The organism is Gemmatimonadota bacterium (assembly GCA_026706345.1).
Taxonomy (GTDB): domain Bacteria; phylum JAAXHH01; class JAAXHH01; order JAAXHH01; family JAAXHH01; genus JAAXHH01.
In genome coordinates this window covers 25,829-42,850 of record JAPOYX010000109.1, presented here as the reverse complement: position 1 = coordinate 42,850, position 17,022 = coordinate 25,829, and the positions used below count along the sequence as shown (strand labels likewise).

The window sequence follows — 17,022 nt, the reverse complement described above, 5'->3', positions numbered from 1 at the left end:
GTGAGGGCTTCCGGAATGAGCTTGTGGATATCCAGAAGTATGTGCTCGGTCGGCAGGAGAGGCACGATCTTGAATACCTCGAGGACTTGCTCGAGAGAATCACGAACCTCGTCGTGAAGGAAGTAGCGTTGTAGGCTTTTGCCCGATCGATGCGGTATTTACGGACATGATTGGAAGGCTACATGATGAAAAGAACCGAATGCAGAAGAATCACCCCCGCGGAAATCGCCGCGAAGATCCCCGCGCCGAACGGAGACCGGTTCTTCGTTGCCCTGGAGCGCGGCGAGTTGCAGATCGAGCTGTACATCCCCCGGGGGGTGGACGACCAGACGCCTCACCGCCGCGACGAGTGCTACGTGATCGTTGAAGGGGAGGGAAAGTTCGAAATGAGGGGCGAGGTCGTGCCGTTTGAGGCCGGCGATTTCTTCTTCGTGCCCGCGGGGGTCGAGCACCGGTTCCTGGATTTCGGTGAGTCGATGAAGACGTGGGTCATCTTCTACGGACCGGACGGCGGCGAGCAGATCTGATTCCTGCGTGAATCGTCCCCTCTGCGCAATCACGTATCGGAAGCGGTTCAGTTGGTCTGTATCCACGCAGATTCCGCGTCGGCTGCGGTTCAGACGCTCCGTGTCCGCACGAATCAGGCGTCGCTGCGATTAATCAGGCATCGCCCCTATCTTCGTCCGCCCTTCCGCGCAGGGATTTCAGCCGCCTCGAGAGTTTCTGGATCTCTTCCTCTATCAACCCGATTTCATCCCCCACACTGATTCGGCCATCCCGTTCCAGGTGCCGGCGCCTTTCCTCCGACTCGCGGTCGGCCTGGGCCTCCGACATGGAGTTGATGATGACGCCGATGAAGAGGTTCAGCATGATCATGGTGCCCAGCATCACGAAGGTGACGAAGAAGGCGGCGCCAAGGACGGGCATGGCCCGCGAAGCTTCCCGCAAATGGGCCTGCGCGAAGTCCGCGTAGTTCGGGTAGGCGTCACTGCCGTACATCTGGATGTACATCACGTCGGTCCAGTCCTCCAGGGTCACCACCCGGAAGAGGGTCAGCAGGGCCGTCGACAGGTCCTGAAAGTGGACCGGGTCGTTGCCGCGAAAGAGGTAGACGCCCAGTACCGCGTAGACGTAGAACAGCACGCCCAGCAGCAGGCCGACATACCCCAGCGACGTGACCGACTTGAGCAGCGAATTGACCAGCAACTGCAGTTTCGGCACCGCGGTCACCAGCCGCAGCGCCCGGAGCACCCGGGCCAGGCGCAGCACCGCCGCGTATTGTCCTCCCGCGGGCAACAGGCAGGCCACCACGATGAGGAAATCGAACACGTTCCAGCGGTCGCCGAAATACCGGTACCACTGACGGCCGTGACGCGCCATCTTCAGCAGGGCTTCCACGACGAAGAACGACAGGACCACCTGGTCGAGCCGGTGCAGCCAGACGCCGTACCGGGCCACCAGATCCCGCGAGGTTTCCAGACCCACCAGTACGGCGGCCGCCGAGATCACCCCGAGTACGGTGTGCTGAAACCCCTTCGAGTCTACCAGCCGTCCGATTTGCGCTTTCAACGGTTACCTCGCACGATTTGCGCTTTCAACGGTTACCTCGTTTGCGCTCTCACAGGCCTACGCTCCGGAGAAGCGAGCACATTCGACAATCCCCACGCCCTTTACCTCGCACGGAGGATCTGGTAGTAGAAGGTGCCGGTGATTTCCAGATAGGGATGAAGGAAATCCGCGGGAAGCGGCGGGAAGGGGCTGGAGGATTCGATGGCGTTGCGGCTCGACGCGACGAGGGATTGGTAGGGGATATCATTGTCTCTGTAAGATAAGACCTCAAGGTCGCGCAGGGCGCCGTCGGGCATGATCTTGAAGCGTATGATGACCCGCCCGCTCACCAGGCCGAGATTGAATGCTTCCGGTGCGAACCAGCGCCGCCGGACCCGTTCGCGGAGGATGTACAGGTAGGGCGCGTAGTCCCAGGCATAGGTGCTGAGCGAGAAATCGCCGTAGTCCTTGACCGAGGTGTGGCGGTTGTTCGTCCGGGGTACCCTCGGCCCGGTGTTTCCGAAGCCGAATCCGAACCGCCTGTGTCGTTCGTACGCGGGTTCGCGGGCCATTTGCGCCAGTTCGTTCATGTCGTCCTGGGGGATGAAAACCGGGGCTTCCGGACCGGTAGGACGCGGCGCCGAGGCGACTTCGGATCCTTCCGTCCCACCTTCACCGCGGCCTTCCCGTCCGCCGCTGCCTCGGAACTCGGGCCGGATGATCAGGTCCGAGGTCCACAGCGGCGGGTCTTCCAACTCCTCGAAATTCTCGATGCCGCCCTCCCGGGGCGTGAGCGGGACGCCGCCGGCAAAGGGATCGTGCTGCTGTTCTTCCTCTTCGTCCGCATCCTCCATCGTCCTGATCTCCAGGTCGCCTTCGGAATAAGCCGGTCCTTCGGGCAACTCCGTGTCCTCCAGCAGGTCTCGCGCGATGGAATTCTTGTCCGCCACGTCGGCGTCTGGATCGTCCGGCGGCTCCTCCACGCGGGCTTCTTCCGGCACGTCGACCAGAGTCGGCGGATTCTGCATCTCCATGTAGGCCTGTTCGAGCTGTTCCAGGCGCTCGTAGGGCGCGAGGGTGAGCTCGATCATGTCCTTGTCTTCGAGCATGCCCGTGGACAGGAGGGCCAGCAGGGAGAGACCGTGGAGCAGTCCGGCGACTGCGAAGGCGATCAGCAGGTACTTGGCCGTGTTGCGGCGAAAGGATACGGTCCGTCCCAGGAGCCGGGAATGGTGGGTGTAGTCTTTCGAGTAAATATCCATGCATGATTCTTAGGATAGGATTACAAGCGGGCGTCCGATCCGCGTGCGGGTGCGCGGAACGAACCGGCGCGGAACGAACCGGCGCGGAACGAACCGGCGCGGGATTCCGTCAGAAGTACCGCGCTCCTGCGTGGTGTACCGGACGATTCCGTTGAGGAGATTGTAACACGTTGTTATAAACGCAGGGAATGCCCGGGGGTTCCATCCTGTGTAGAAACATGGTGTCTTCGCGTGTCTTCTCCGCTAACGCAAACCCAGGCTCTGACGGACCTCCGTCATGGTCTCCGACGTAAGCGTCCTTACCCTGTCGGCGCCCGCGGCAAGGGCGTCCCGCACATCGTCGGGCCGGCGGGTCAGATCTTCGTACTTGTCCTGGATCGGCGCCATCGCGGTCTCCATGTTGTCGCCCAGCTTCTTCTTGCAGTCGACGCAGCCGATGCCCGCGCTCCGGCATTCCGAATCGATGGCCGCCACCTCGTCGGGACTTGAGAAGGACTTGTGCAGCGTGAAGATGTTGCAGATATCCGGATTGCCGGGATCCGATCTTCGCAGCCGGTTCGGGTCGGTATAGGCGGTGCTGAGCTTCTTCCTGACCGTATCGCTGCGGTCCTTCATCGCGATGTAGTTTTCCTGGCTCTTGCTCATCTTGGACTGGCCGTCCAGGCCCATGATGCGCGGCGCGGGGCTGTACAGCGTCTTCGCCTCTGGGAACACGGGTCCGTAAAGATGGTTGAAGCGCCGGGCGATTTCGCGCGTCAACTCCAGGTGCTGGGACTGGTCGTCGCCCACGGGTACGCCGTCGGCCTTGACGCCCAGGATGTCCGCGGCCTGGAGCACGGGATAGGTGAACAGGCCCGCGTTGATGTTCTGCTTGTGCTGGGCGGCCTTGTCCTTGAACTGGGTCATCCGTTCCAGGGCCCCGATCGCGGTGCAGGTGCTGAAGATCCAGGCCAGTTCCAGGGTTTCGGTCACGTGGGACTGAACGAAGAGCGTACAACGGGCGGGGTCGAGGCCGCAGGCGATGCCCATCGTGGCGGTGTCCAGCACGGCTTCCCGCATGGTGTCCGGGTCGTACTCGATGGTGATGGCGTGGTAGTCCACGACGCAGTAGACGCAGTCGTACCGCGGAATCAGCTTGGCCCAGTTGGCCACGGCGCCCAGGTAGTTCCCGATGTGAATGTCGCCGGTGGGCTGGATGCCGCTGTACAGCCGGGTCGGTTCGCCCTCCGCACCCGCCTTGCTATCGCCCTCCGCACCCGCCTTGCTATCGCCGGCCGCACCCGCCTTACTGTCGCCGGCCGCGCTTCCTGTATCATCATCGCCTGCCGTGGGACCCGACCCCATCCCTTCTTCCGGCACGGGACTCGACACTTTCTGTTCGTCCACCTTCATGACGGATCTTGCTCCTTCGTGGACCTCGAGGGCCCATCAACGATCATGACGGATCTTGCTCCTTTACGAACTTTCAAGGACCTCCAGAACCCTTCATTCACGGCGATTCGCTGCAAAAAACCGTTGTCATGATACCGGGCGCAGCGTATCTTGTTTCAACCTGAAACAGACGTGTTAAAAAGCGGCGGAACGCCCGTTCTGTCAAGCGAAATCATGGCGGCGGGCCGCTTCCGAAGGTAAGCCGGAATGGCGAATCCGCCGATATCGACAGCGGTCTTTTGCCACCTGTGTAACGGGGTTCAATCAGGGAGCGGGACGTGAACAGGAACGAATCATCCACCCTGGACGAAAAGTACCAGTCGCTCCGAGAAGACCTGCGCGCCATGGGCAGCGTCCTGGTGGCCTTCTCCGCCGGTGTGGACAGCACGCTGCTGCTCAAGGTAGCCTCCGACGTGCTGGAAGACCGCGCACTGGGCGTAACCGGCGTGTCCGAATCGCTGCCGGAAGAGGAGAAGAACGAAGCCGCCGAACTGGCCGGGTGGATGGGCGCCCGCCACCGCTACGTGGACACGGAGGAAGTCCACAACGCGGAGTACATGCAGAACAACCCGCGCAGGTGCTATTTCTGTCGCGATGAACTCTACAGCCGCCTGAAGGAGATCGCCCGGGAAGAAGGCGCGGCCTTCATCTGCGAAGGCAGCATCGTGGACGACATCAGCGACTTCCGTCCGGGCATGCTGGCGATCCGGGAACACGGCGTGCGCAGTCCTTTGAAGGACGCCGGGTTCTCAAAGGCCGACGTGCGCGCATTGTCCGAGCGTCTTGGCCTGCCCACGGCGGACAAGCCGTCCCTGGCCTGCCTGTCGTCGCGTTTTCCCTACGGCGATCCCATTTCCATCGAAGCCCTCAAGCAGGTCGGCCGGGCCGAAGCGTTCATCCGCGGCCTGGGTCTCAGGCAGTTCCGGGTGCGCCACCACAAGAACATGGCCCGTATCGAGACGGAGCCCGCCGACCTGGGGAAGGCCATCGAACACCATGGCGAGATTGCGGCGTATCTCAAGGAAATCGGCTACGACTACGTCACGCTGGACCTGGAAGGTTACCGCACAGGCAGCATGAACGAGGTGCTGAAGAAGCGTAAAGCGGCAGCCACCGAGACGCCGTGAGGTAGTCCTGACTGCGCTGGAGCCGCTATGGCCGCGATGCTATAAGGTCTCCTGCGGCTAAGCCAGACGGCGTTACCCGGTTACACCCCGGCACTTCGACCAAGAGACAACCGGAATCACGAAAGGATCGACTATGTCTTCCTTCGACCCTGCCGCATACGGACCCGTGTTCGCGGAACTGCTCAAGACGCCCCGCATCATGCCGCTGGACCCGGGCGAGGAAAACAGTTCGGCGAAGGCCGGCCTGGAGGCCCTGGACCTGGACGAGGCCTTCGCGCCCAACAGCATCAGCGACCGGATGATGGCCGAGGGATGCCGGTCCGGCCTGTGGCTGTACCACGATTTCCTGGTCACCTCGCACACCCTCAGCCAGCAGATCACCACGCCCACGGGCAGCTTCTGGCACGGCATCATGCACCGCCGCGAACCGGATTATCCCAACGGGAAATACTGGTTCGGCCGCGTCGGCGACCACGACATCTATCCCGAACTGAGGGATGAGGCGGCGACCATCGCGTCAGGTACGGACAAGCTGCCGGAAGAGGCCGCGTACCTGATGTCTCAGTCCTCCTGGGATCCCTTCGCCTTCATCGACCTGTGCGAGGGCGCCAACGTGGGTGGCGTCCCGGCCGGCGATCTCTGCCGCGGCATCCAGCAGCGCGAGTGGGAACTGCTCTTCGACTTCTGCTACCGCAAGGCGACCGCGTGACAGAGGTAGTACCGGTCGCGCGAGGGCCTGGGCATCCCGACCAGTTCTCAAGGAGATCACGTAAAAGATGTTCTACCGGTCGCGCGGATTCCGGGTGTGGTCCCACTGCGCGCAATCCAATCAGCCCCGTTCCCTGATCTTCCGCATCTTCTCCATCCAGGTACGGATCTTCTCTTCCCGGCCCCGGTCTGTGGGTTCGTAGTAGCGCCGCCCCTTGAGGGAATCGGGCAGGTGCTCCTGGTCCACGGCCGCCCCGTCGTAGTCGTGGGCGTACCGGTATCCCTTGCCGTGGTCCATTTCCTTCATCAGGCGGGTCGGCGCGTTGCGCAGATGCATTGGCACCGGCTCGTCGCTCGTCTGCTCCGCGTCCTGCCGCGCCTTCGAGAAGGCCGCGTAGACCGCGTTGCTCTTGGGGGCGGTGGCGAGGTAAACCACCGCGTGGGCGAGCATCAGGTCGCCTTCGGGCTGACCCACGAAATGGACGGCCTGCTGGGCGGAGGTGGACAGGGTCAGGGCGAAGGGGTCGGCCAGTCCGATGTCCTCCACCGACATGCGAATGATACGGCGCGCGATGTAGAGGGGATCGTCGCCGGCGATGAGCATCCGGGCCAGCCAGTAGAGCGCGCCGTCCGGATCGGAGTCCCGCACACTCTTGTGCAGGGCGGAAATGGCGTCGAAGTGCCAGTCCCCGCCCTTGTCGTACTGCGGCGACCGGTGCTGCAGGGCTTCGTCGATCTCCTTCACGGTCAGCCGGATCCGGGTCCCGTCGTCGCGCGGCGTGGTCATGGCGGCCACTTCGAGCGTGTTCAGGGCTATTCGCGCGTCGCCCCCGGCCACGGAAGCCAGGTGTGCGACTGCCTCTTCGTCCATCTCGATGTTCCGCCCGCCCAGGCCGCGCTCGTCGTCCTCCAGCGCGTTACGAACGATCCTTTGCAGGTCCTCCTCAGGCAGCGGCTCCAGGCGCAGCACCCGGCAGCGGGAAAGCAGGGCGTTGTTGACCTCGAAAGAGGGGTTCTCCGTGGTGGCGCCGATAAGGGTCAGCGTGCCGTTCTCCACGGTCGGCAGGACGGCGTCCTGCTGCAGCTTGTTGAAGCGATGGATCTCGTCGATGAACAAGATAGTCCGCTTGCCGTGCATGCCCAGCCGGTCGCGGGCCTCGGAGGTGGCCCTGTGCAGGTCCCTCACGCCGGCGCTCACGGCGCTCAACGCGACGAAGTGGGAATCCGTCGATCGGGCGATGATGAAGGCGAGGGTGGTCTTGCCGGAACCCGGCGGCCCCCACAGGATCATCGAGAATGGGCTGTCCCGCTCGATGGACTCGTTCAACAGACGTCCCTGGCCGACCAGCCCCTGCTGTCCGAGGAAGCCCTCCAGCGAATCCGGCCGCATGCGGGCCGCGAGCGGCGCTTCCCGCTGAAGTTGCTTTTCGGCCTGGTCGGAGAAGAGATCGGTCATGGTTTCAGAAATTGTTTCGATAAAGTCACGTACGGGCTTCCCGATCCACGAAAATCAGCGCTTAACCGTGATACTTTCGTAAATGAGTACCCACAGGGTTTCTTTAAGTAAACTTACAGAATATACGGGTGAAATCCATGTTAATGGAGTATTATACAGAAGTATTGCCACGAATGATATTGAATCAAGGGCCGGTGCATCCCTGACGGTGGAATATGGGGCCGTCTTATGCGGTCTTCATAAGACTGGTAGACCAACCTGGCATCCCTGACAGGCATATCGACTTAGAGGGCGCTGTGTTTCGAAACTACATTACCGTGGCAATCCGCCACCTGAACCGCCAGAAGGGCTATTCGTTCATCAATGTCATGAGCCTGGCGCTCGGGATCGCGTGCTGCCTGCTCATCCTGCTCTACATCCGGGACGAGCTGAGTTATGACCGTTATTACGACCGCGCGGACCGAACATACCGCGTAACGGCCGAACAAAGGCAGGGAGGCGAGGTCGTTCGTACCGCCGATGTCCTGATACCCACGGTCTGGTACATGCGCCAGGATTTCCCGGAAATCGAGGATATGGTTCGCCTCGTCCCGCCCGGTAACGCCTGGATGGTCAAGTACGGAGACAAGGGGTTCTACGAACGGAATTTCTACCTGGCCGACACGACGGTTTTCGACGTGTTCCAGGTCCCCCTGCTGACGGGCAATCCCAGGACGGCGCTGACCGGAAACGACAAGATCGTGCTGTCCGAGTCCATTGCCAGAAAATACTTCGGCGATGAGAACCCCATGGGGAAGATCCTGGACTCCGAAGGGACTTTTCACCTCGAAGTGACCGGCATTATGCCGGACCTGCCCTCCAATACCCACCTCGGGTTCGACATACTCGCGTCCTTCAAGATCCAGGAAGCCTACTCCTACAACAAGGTCGACGAGTGGGGCTGGCGCACGGCCCACAGTTACATCGTGCTCCGGGAAGGAAGCGACCCGGCGGAGCTGGAAGCCAAGCTGCCCGCTTTCGTGGAAAAACACCTCGGAAACCGCTACGAAAGCGGCGAAGCCTCACTCACATACAGGCTGCAGCCTGTAACGGATATCCATCTTCATTCGCGCCTGGAACGGGAACTGACGCCCAACAGCGATATCAGATACATTTATCTTTTCACCGCTATCGCGGTATTCATCATCGTCATCGCCTGCATCAACTTCATGAACCTGGCGACCGCCCGATCCGCGGGCAGGGCCAGGGAAATCGGCCTCCGAAAGGTATTCGGCGCGGTCCGCATCCAGATGGCGCGGCAGTTCCTCGTCGAATCATTGCTGATGAGCGGAATGGCCGTGTGCCTCGCTTTGCTTCTGGCGTGGATCAGTCTGCCGTGGTTCAATCTGCTTACGGGCAAGACCATGTTCCTGGATTCGGGGACCGTCTTGTTCGCCCTGGGCGCCGCGGTGGCCATCGGTGTCGTAGTCGGGTGCGTGTCGGGCAGCTATCCCGCGTTTTACCTGGCTGGACTGGCGCCGATCGAGACGCTCAAGGGAACGCTCGCATCCGGTTCCGGCACGGCCGGTATGCGCCGGGTGCTGGTCGTAAGCCAGTTCGTCCCTTCGCCAGAACTGAACCTATGTACCGGTGTGGTTTACAGCCAGATGGATTTCATCCGCAAGAGAAACATGGGGTTGAACACGGACATGGTCGTGGCCGTCCCCCTGACTTTCGACCCGGTCCAGGAAACGGCGAGGATTTACAAGCAACGCGTGAAGGAAAGTCCGTACATTACTAACGCTACCTCCACGTACATCCTTCCCGGTCACAAGAACGCCGTGATACCCATCACGTTGCAGCGGACGGGCGAAAGCGAATTCGAGAAAATCGATATGAGCCAGGCCTGGACGGATGAAGACTTTGTGGAGACGTTGGGCATTGAGCTCGTCACGGGCAGGTACTTCGACCCCTCCTTCGTCAGCGACTGGGGATGGCAGACGGCGGGGGGCGCTGCGATATTGAACGAAGCGGCCGTAAGCAGGCTGGGATACGATTCACCGGATGAAGCCCTGGGCAAGGAAGTGAACTGGGTGCGGGAACTGCGGCAGGGGTGGGAAGAGGAAGAAAAGCAACTGCGCAGGATCGTCGGCGTTGTGAAGGACTTTCACTACACGTCTTTGCACCAACCTATAGGACCGTTGGTCATGTTCGCCGACTACCAGGGTGGTCACGTCGTCATCAAGATCAAGTCGGAATCCCTGTCTGAAGGCCTTGCAGTGATCGAAGACGTATGGCAGGAAGTAAACCCGGAGTTTGCCTTCGAGTATTTCTTCGTGGAAGACATCTTCGGGCGCTTGTATGAGGCCGAACAGCGCTTCGGCAGGATATTCGTAAGCTTTGCCGCCCTGGCCGTGCTCATCGCCTGCCTCGGTCTCGTCGGCCTCTCCTCCTTCACCGCGGAACGGCGCACGAAGGAAATCGGGGTCCGCAAGGTCCTGGGCGCCTCCATTCCGAACCTGTTTCGCCTGCTGTCCAACGAATACGTCCGTCTCGTGATCGTGGCCAACGTTTTCGCCTGGCCGGCCGCCTACCTGGTAATGAACAGATGGCTGGACAACTTCGCCTACCGCGTCGACCTGGGTTGGGCAACCTTCATTCTGGCTGGCATTCTCGCCATGGCGATCGCCCTCCTGACCGTTAGTTACCAGGCCGTCCGGGCCTCCACGGCCAATCCGGTGGAGTCTTTGCGGGCCGAGTAGATCGCATCTCTCGTCCGTTGTAGACACGGTATCATTTTTCCATGTTCAGAAACTACTTCACGGTTGCCGTCCGGCATCTGAGTCGCAGGAAGGGTTACTCGTTCATCAACGTGATGAGCCTGGCGCTCGGGATCGCGTGTTGCCTGCTCATCATGCTCTATATCCGGGACGAGTTGAGCTATGACCGGTTTCACGAAAATGCGAACCGCATCTACCGCGTGATCTCGGAGGAACGGCAGGGCGGCGGGGTTGTCCGTTCCATACGGTCCGCCGAAGTCATGACGCCTACGGCCAGGTTCATGCGCCAAGACTTCCCCGAGGTGGAAGACATGGTGCGCTTCAACCCTCCCGTGAACGCCTGGATGGTCAAGTACGGCGACAGGAGATTCAACGAACGGTCTTTTTACCTGGCCGACTCTTCGGTATTCAACGTCTTTGACGTCCCGCTTCTGGCAGGCAATCCCCGGACCGCGCTGAGCGGAAACGACAGGGTCGTGCTGTCCGAGTCCGTCGCCCGGAAATACTTCGGCGAGGAGAATCCCATGGGGAAGATCCTGGACGCCGAAGGGACCTTTCATCTTGAAGTGACCGGCGTCATGGCGGACCTGCCGTCCAATACGCACCTCGGATTCGACATACTCGCGTCATTCCGGATCCAGGAGGCGTTTACAGAGCAGTCGCTCGACGACTGGGGCTGGCGCAAGTCTCACAGCTACGTCCTGCTCAGGGAGGGAAGCGATCCGGCCGCACTGGAAGCCAGGTTGCCCGCTTTCGTGGAGAAGTACGTCGGTGATATCCACGACGGTGAAACGTCATCGCTGACCTACCGGCTGCAGCCCGTGACGGACATCCACCTTCATTCCCGACTCGAGCGGGAACTGACGCCGAACAGCGACATCCGGTACGTATACCTCTTCGCCGCCATCGCCGTTTTTATCATCCTCATCGCCTGCATCAACTTCATGAACCTGGCGACCGCCCGATCCGCGGGCCGGGCCCGGGAAATCGGTTTGCGCAGGGTCTTCGGCGCGGCCCGGGGCCAGGTGATGCGGCAGTTCCTGAGCGAATCCCTGATCATGAGTGGCCTGGCGGTATGCATCGCGGTGCTGTCGGTGGTGATCGGGTTGCCCTGGTTCAGCCTGGTATCAGGCAAAACCATTTCACTGGGCGCGGATACTGCGTGGTTCATCCTGGGCTCCGCGACGGTGACCGGCATCGTGGTCGGGCTGATATCGGGAAGCTATCCCGCGCTTTACCTGTCCGGACTCACTCCGATCGATACCCTGAAGGGCGCGTTGTCCGGAGACGCCGGAAACGTGGGCATGCGCAGAACGCTGGTCGCGGGCCAGTTCGTGATCTCGATCGCCCTGATCATCTGCACAGGCGTCGTGTACGACCAGCTCAACTACCTCCGAAACCGGAACCTGGGTATGGACACGGAACGGCTCGTCGCCGTGCCGCTGACGTTTACCCCGGTCATTGAAAAGGCGCGACTATATAGGCAGCGGGTGCGGGAAAGTCCGCACGTGGAGGATGCCACGGCTACCTTTATCCTGCCTTTTCACAAGAACGCCGTGATCACCGCCGTTGTGCGCAGATCGGGCGAAGGTGATGACGCCAAGATCGAGATGAACCAGGCCTGGACGGACGACATGTTTTTCGATACGTTCGGCATGGAACTGGCCGCCGGCAGGTTCTTCGATCGCGCGTACGTCGCCGACTGGTATGGAGCGGGCGGCGGGACGATATTAAACGAAGCCGCCGTTTCCCGGCTGGGTTACGGTTCCGCCGAGGAAGCCCTGGATGGTCGGTTTGACTGGGTTTTTGACGAGCGACACGGTTTCGATGAGGAAACCGCGGAACCGCGCAGTATCGTCGGCGTCGTGAAAGACTTCCACTACGCTTCGCTGCATGAACCGATAGAACCTCTGGTACTCTTTCCCGAGTCCGACGACAGCCACGTGGTCGTCAAGATCAGTGCCAATCAACTTCCGGAAGGCCTGTCGGCGATCGACGAAGCATGGAGAGACCTGAACCCGGACTTCGCCTTCGAATACTTTTTCGTGGAAGACACTTATGCGCGTCTCTACGAATCCGAGCAGCGCTTCGGCAGGATTTTCGTCAGTTTCGCCGCACTGGCCGTGTTTATCGCCTGCCTTGGTCTCGTGGGCCTCTCCTCCTTCACCGCGGAACGGCGCACGAAGGAAATCGGAGTGCGCAAGGTTCTTGGCGCGTCCACGCCGAACTTGATCGGGTTGATGTCGGGGGAATTCGTCCGGCTCGTGATCGTGGCCAACGTAATCGCCTGGCCAGCCGCCTATTTCGCGATGAATCGTTGGCTCGACGATTTCGCGTACCGTGTCGCCCTGGACGGGATGACCTTCGTTCTGGCCGCCGCGCTTGCCCTCGCGCTCGCCCTCCTGACGGTGAGTTACCAGGCCGTGCGGGCGGCCACCGCCAATCCCGTCGAGTCTCTACGGACCGAATAGGGCGCGGAAAATACCGACGCAGGACGCGGTCCATTCCGACGCAGGATGCGTAGATCCCGACGCGTGACGCGGTCCATTCCGACGCAGGACGCGGCAGAACGCGTGTTTTCGTTTTTTCGCCCATCAGATAAAGCGAGTGCGCCATGTTCCGTAACTACCTGACGGTGGCCGTGCGCCATCTGAATCGCCAGAAGGGCTATGCGTCCATCAACGTGATGAGCCTGGCGCTCGGGATCGCGTGCGCGCTCCTCATCCTTCTGTACATCCGCGACGAGCTTAGTTACGACCGGTATCATGAGAAGGCGGACCGCATCTACCGCGTGATCTCGGAAGAGCGGGACCGCGACCAGGTGATCCGGACCGCCGAAGTGATGATGCCCACGGTCAAGTTCATGCGCGAGGATTTCCCCGAAGTGGAAGACATGGTGCGTTTCGTACCGCCCGGCAACGCCTGGATGATCAAGTACGGGGACCGGGGTTTCTACGAACGGAACTTCTACCTGGCCGACTCGTCGGTCTTCAACGTGTTCGACGTGCCGCTGATAACCGGCGATCCCCGGACGGCCCTGGCCGGTATCGACAAAGTCGTACTGTCGGAGTCCATCGCCCGGAAATACTTCGGCGACGAGAATCCCATGGGCAAGATCCTGGACGCCGAAGGATCCTTCCACTTCGAGGTGACCGGCGTCATGCGGGACCTGCCCGCCAACACGCACTTCGGATTCGACATACTCGCGGCGTTCCGGATCCAGGAGCACTACTCGCCCAATCCGGCCGACGTGTGGGACTGGCGCAAGTCGTACAGCTACGTCCTGCTTCGCGAGGGCAGCGATCCGGGTGAACTGGAAGCCAAACTGCCCGACTTCGTGGAGAAGTACGTGGGCGACCGATATGACGGTGAATCTTCGACATTGACCTTGAGGCTGCAGCCGGTCACGGATATACACCTCCACTCTCATCTCGAGCGGGAGCTGGCCCCGAACAGCGATGTCCGGTACGTCTACCTCTTCGGCGCCATCGCCGTATTCATCATCCTCATCGCGTGTATCAACTTTATGAACCTGGCCACCGCACGGTCCGCGGGAAGGGCGGCGGAAATCGGCCTGAGAAAGACCTTCGGCGCGGCCAGGGGCCAGGTGATCCGGCAGTTCATCAGCGAGTCCATGATCATGACCGGGCTTGCGGTCTGCGTTGCCCTTCTGCTTGCCTTGCTGAGCCTGCCGTGGTTCAACCTGCTCACGGGCAAATCCCTGTCCCTGGATGCCGATACCACCTGGTTCGCCCTGGGTGCCGTCGTGGCGATCGGCGCCGTGGTGGGATTCGTCTCGGGAAGCTATCCGGCCCTTTACCTGTCCGGACTCGCACCGGTCCGGGCGCTGAGCGGCCTGCGCTCCCCGGGCGCCGGAAACGTGACGATCCGCCGGGTCCTGGTCGTGGGCCAGTTCGTGATTTCGATCGCCCTGATCATCTGCACCGGCGTGGTCTACAGCCAGCTCGATTTCATACGCGCACGGAACATGGGGCTCAATTCCGACCAGGTCGTCGCGGTGCCTCAGACCTTCGCGCCGGTGGTCGTAAAATCCAGCGTTTACAAAGCGCGGCTGAAGGAGATACCTGCGGTGACGAACGTCTCTATGAATTTCCTTCTTCCCGGGCACAAGAACGCCGCGGCGCCGATCAAGGCGCGCAGACGGGGCCAGGACGAATCATCGACGATTGATATGTACCAGGCCTGGGTAGACGATGATTTCATCGAGATTTTCGGCATCGAACTGGTGGCGGGTCGGAACTTCGATTCCGCGTTCACCGGCGATTGGACGGCGACGGGTGCGGTCGTAGTCAACGAAGCGGCCGTTGACCGGCTTGGCTATGCATCCGCCGGCGAGGCGTTGGGCAAGGAGATCGAAGGGTTGCAGGAACTGATCACGGATTCCGATGAGCGCGGTGAATTGCGGCCGTCGATCGTAGGCGTGGTCAGGGATTTCCACTACGCCGCCTTATACGAACCCATCGAACCGCTGGTGCTGTTTCCGAACTATCCGGGCGGTTACGCCATGATCAAAATCGATGCCGGTCGCATGTCGGAAGGGCTTTCGGCGATCGAGGAAGCATGGCATGAAGTAAATCCCGATTGGGCTTTCGAATACTTCTTCGTGGAGGACACCTTTGCGCGCCTGCATGAAGCCGAGGAGCGTTTTGCCAGGATCTTCGTAAGCTTCGCCGTACTGGCCGTTATCATCGCCTGCCTCGGGCTCGTCGGGCTGTCCTCCTTCACCGCGGAACGGCGCACGAAGGAAATCGGGGTCCGCAAGGTCCTTGGCGCATCTCCCTCCAGTCTTATCGCGCTGTTGTCCAGCGAATTCGTCCGGCTCGTGATCCTGGCCAACGCGCTGGCCTGGCCGGTCGCCTATCTTGCGATGAGCACCTGGCTGGACAACTTCGCCTATCGCGTAGACCTGGGTTGGACCACCTTCATCCTGGCCGGAACCATCGCCATGGCCATTGCGCTCCTGACGGTGAGCTTCCAGGCTTTGCGGGCCGCCACCGCGAATCCGGTCGAATCCCTGCGGATGGAGTAGCTTCGAGATTTTCGAGATTATAGTAAACACTGGATATCGCACGACAGAACCGACTTGCAGTTCTTTTGCTGGACCGTTGATCTTGGCCTGTAGAGTCAACTCGCATGAGCTGTTTTTCCAAAGACTTACGAGCGTTTATAGCTGCTTGATTTCCCCGGAAACATATTGACATGCCGAGATGAATCACGTATACTTGTCATACACTCATTCATCACTCCTCATTTCTGTATCCCTTTTCATCTAAAGAGCAGTCTTATGAGAAAGGCAGCGATTGCCTTCCTGGCCGCGACTGTCCTCGTGCCGTTATCTACGCATAAAACCGTACATGCCCAGGAGATTTCGCCGTCGTTTATCGTAGGAGGCGGTCTGGGTATCCCCATAGACGCCGAGGGAATAAACAATGGACCGGCGATACGAGCTGGAGCATCTGTGCCGGTTTTTCAGAACTTGCATGCGGTATTGGAAGGTCACTACAGCAAATATAGTCCGGAAGAAGACTTAGGCCCCGGTGTGAGCGAAGATGTAAAACTCACCGGTGCGAACCTCGGAGTTATGCTCCGCTCCTCTACTTCCCCTATAAGTGTGTATGGGCAAGGAGGCATAGGGTTGACGCGAGGCGAATGGAAGGTTACTGGCTCCCTTCTTGGCGAATCGATCAGTATCAGTAATACGGAGACTGTTTTTAGCTTTACGATAGGGGGAGGTGTTCATATTCCCATCAATCCTTCGATCGGCGTGGCCATCGATGCGCGGTACAGTCACGCGGCGACGGAAGGCGAGGCCACAAAATGGATACCGATCACCGTATCTCTTGTGTTCAGTCCCTAGTGCCGTGATCTGAAGTTACGGCCTCAGACATCAGAAAACCGTTTGCAAACGCCCCCCGGCAGATGATACCGGGGGGCGTTTTTATTTGTTTACGGGTCACGAAAACGACTTACACGACAAAAAGAAAAATAGTTGCAAAAGATACTTGCAACCCCCGATGCAATACTATATCTTGGTTGTTACGTCGTTTTATACCACAACACCTTGTGATTCTTAATTCATAAATTATCAATCAATTACAACCGGAGATCCGCCGCAGATGCGATGTCCTGCGTGTGGCACGTTGAACAGCCATGTAGTCGACTCCCGCACCATCCAGAGCGGAAGAACCATCCGCAGACGACGCGAGTGTCTGTCCTGCGCCAAGCGTTTTACGACCTACGAGGCCATCGAGGAAGAAGAATTGATGGTGGTGAAATCCGACGGCCGCCGGGAGGTCTTCGACCGCGGAAAGATCATGCACGGACTGAAGCTGGCCTGCACGAAACGCATGATTTCCGCTGATCAACTGCACGAACTCGTGGACCGGGTGGTATACTACGTCAGCAACCTGAACGACCGCGAGGTCCCTTCCGACAAGATCGGCGAATTCATCATCCGGGAACTGCGCAAGATCGATGAAGTGGCCTACGTGCGTTTCGCCTCGGTCTACCGGGATTTCAAGGACCGGAGCGAATTCGCGGAAGAGCTCGAGCAACTGGAGAAGCAGGAGCTGGCTTCGGTCGTCAAGGACCAGCCCGAGTCGGTCGTCAAAGACCAACCCGATCCGAATTAAGCAAAGGATTCAGGTACCTGGTCTACACGCATGGATCAGGTATTACTTTTTAATACACAATCAGCGCAATCAACCAAC

12 protein-coding genes are annotated in these 17,022 nt (G+C 60.1%); 8 read left to right on the top strand and 4 right to left on the bottom strand.

Going from position 1 to position 17,022, the window contains the following annotated elements; genetic code table 11:
* The first annotated feature begins 182 nt into the window (after nucleotides 1–182).
* A complete protein-coding gene (locus OXG98_07745; protein ID MCY3771895.1) occupies nucleotides 183–527 on the top strand; it encodes a cupin domain-containing protein in 345 nt (114 codons plus the stop codon).
* Nucleotides 528–660: 133 nt separating this feature from the next.
* On the opposite strand, the gene OXG98_07740 is transcribed toward OXG98_07745, so the two are convergent.
* The 3 genes from OXG98_07740 to trpS form a co-directional block, all read right to left on the bottom strand.
* Nucleotides 661–1,569: an ion transporter gene (locus OXG98_07740; protein MCY3771894.1), complete on the bottom strand. Its 909-nt coding sequence runs from the start codon at nucleotides 1,567–1,569 to the stop codon at nucleotides 661–663.
* 101 nt (nucleotides 1,570–1,670) lie between these two features.
* Nucleotides 1,671–2,810 (bottom strand): hypothetical protein, encoded by a 1,140-nt coding sequence (locus OXG98_07735; protein MCY3771893.1) that lies wholly within the window; start codon nucleotides 2,808–2,810, stop codon nucleotides 1,671–1,673.
* Nucleotides 2,811–3,053: 243 nt separating this feature from the next.
* Nucleotides 3,054–4,202, bottom strand: coding sequence for a tryptophan--tRNA ligase (gene trpS, locus OXG98_07730; GenBank protein ID MCY3771892.1), 1,149 nt, complete (start codon nucleotides 4,200–4,202; stop codon nucleotides 3,054–3,056).
* A 317-nt stretch (nucleotides 4,203–4,519) separates the two neighbouring features.
* Here trpS and larE point away from each other — a divergent pair, with 317 nt between their 5' ends.
* Both larE and OXG98_07720 read left to right on the top strand, forming a co-directional pair.
* Nucleotides 4,520–5,368, top strand: a complete 849-nt coding sequence (gene larE / locus OXG98_07725; protein ID MCY3771891.1) for an ATP-dependent sacrificial sulfur transferase LarE — start codon at nucleotides 4,520–4,522, stop codon at nucleotides 5,366–5,368.
* A gap of 133 nt (nucleotides 5,369–5,501) precedes the next feature.
* On the top strand, nucleotides 5,502–6,077 hold the full coding sequence (locus tag OXG98_07720; GenBank protein MCY3771890.1) for a hypothetical protein: 576 nt from the start codon (nucleotides 5,502–5,504) through the stop codon (nucleotides 6,075–6,077).
* A gap of 120 nt (nucleotides 6,078–6,197) precedes the next feature.
* Here the strand turns inward: OXG98_07720 and OXG98_07715 are convergent, their stop codons facing one another.
* On the bottom strand, nucleotides 6,198–7,532 hold the full coding sequence (locus OXG98_07715; GenBank protein MCY3771889.1) for a replication-associated recombination protein A: 1,335 nt from the start codon (nucleotides 7,530–7,532) through the stop codon (nucleotides 6,198–6,200).
* A 296-nt stretch (nucleotides 7,533–7,828) separates the two neighbouring features.
* Here OXG98_07715 and OXG98_07710 point away from each other — a divergent pair, with 296 nt between their 5' ends.
* From OXG98_07710 to nrdR, 5 genes are all read left to right on the top strand, one after another.
* Nucleotides 7,829–10,273, top strand: a complete 2,445-nt coding sequence (locus OXG98_07710) for an ABC transporter permease (GenBank protein ID MCY3771888.1) — start codon at nucleotides 7,829–7,831, stop codon at nucleotides 10,271–10,273.
* 41 nt (nucleotides 10,274–10,314) lie between these two features.
* Complete coding sequence (locus tag OXG98_07705) at nucleotides 10,315–12,762, top strand: ABC transporter permease (protein ID MCY3771887.1); 2,448 nt, start codon at nucleotides 10,315–10,317, stop codon at nucleotides 12,760–12,762.
* A 143-nt stretch (nucleotides 12,763–12,905) separates the two neighbouring features.
* Nucleotides 12,906–15,341, top strand: coding sequence for an ABC transporter permease (locus OXG98_07700; protein ID MCY3771886.1), 2,436 nt, complete (start codon nucleotides 12,906–12,908; stop codon nucleotides 15,339–15,341).
* A 255-nt stretch (nucleotides 15,342–15,596) separates the two neighbouring features.
* Nucleotides 15,597–16,169, top strand: a complete 573-nt coding sequence (locus OXG98_07695) for an outer membrane beta-barrel protein (protein MCY3771885.1) — start codon at nucleotides 15,597–15,599, stop codon at nucleotides 16,167–16,169.
* 259 nt (nucleotides 16,170–16,428) lie between these two features.
* Entirely contained in the window at nucleotides 16,429–16,944 is a 516-nt protein-coding gene (nrdR, locus tag OXG98_07690) for a transcriptional regulator NrdR (protein ID MCY3771884.1), read from the top strand.
* Nucleotides 16,945–17,022 lie beyond the last annotated feature (78 nt).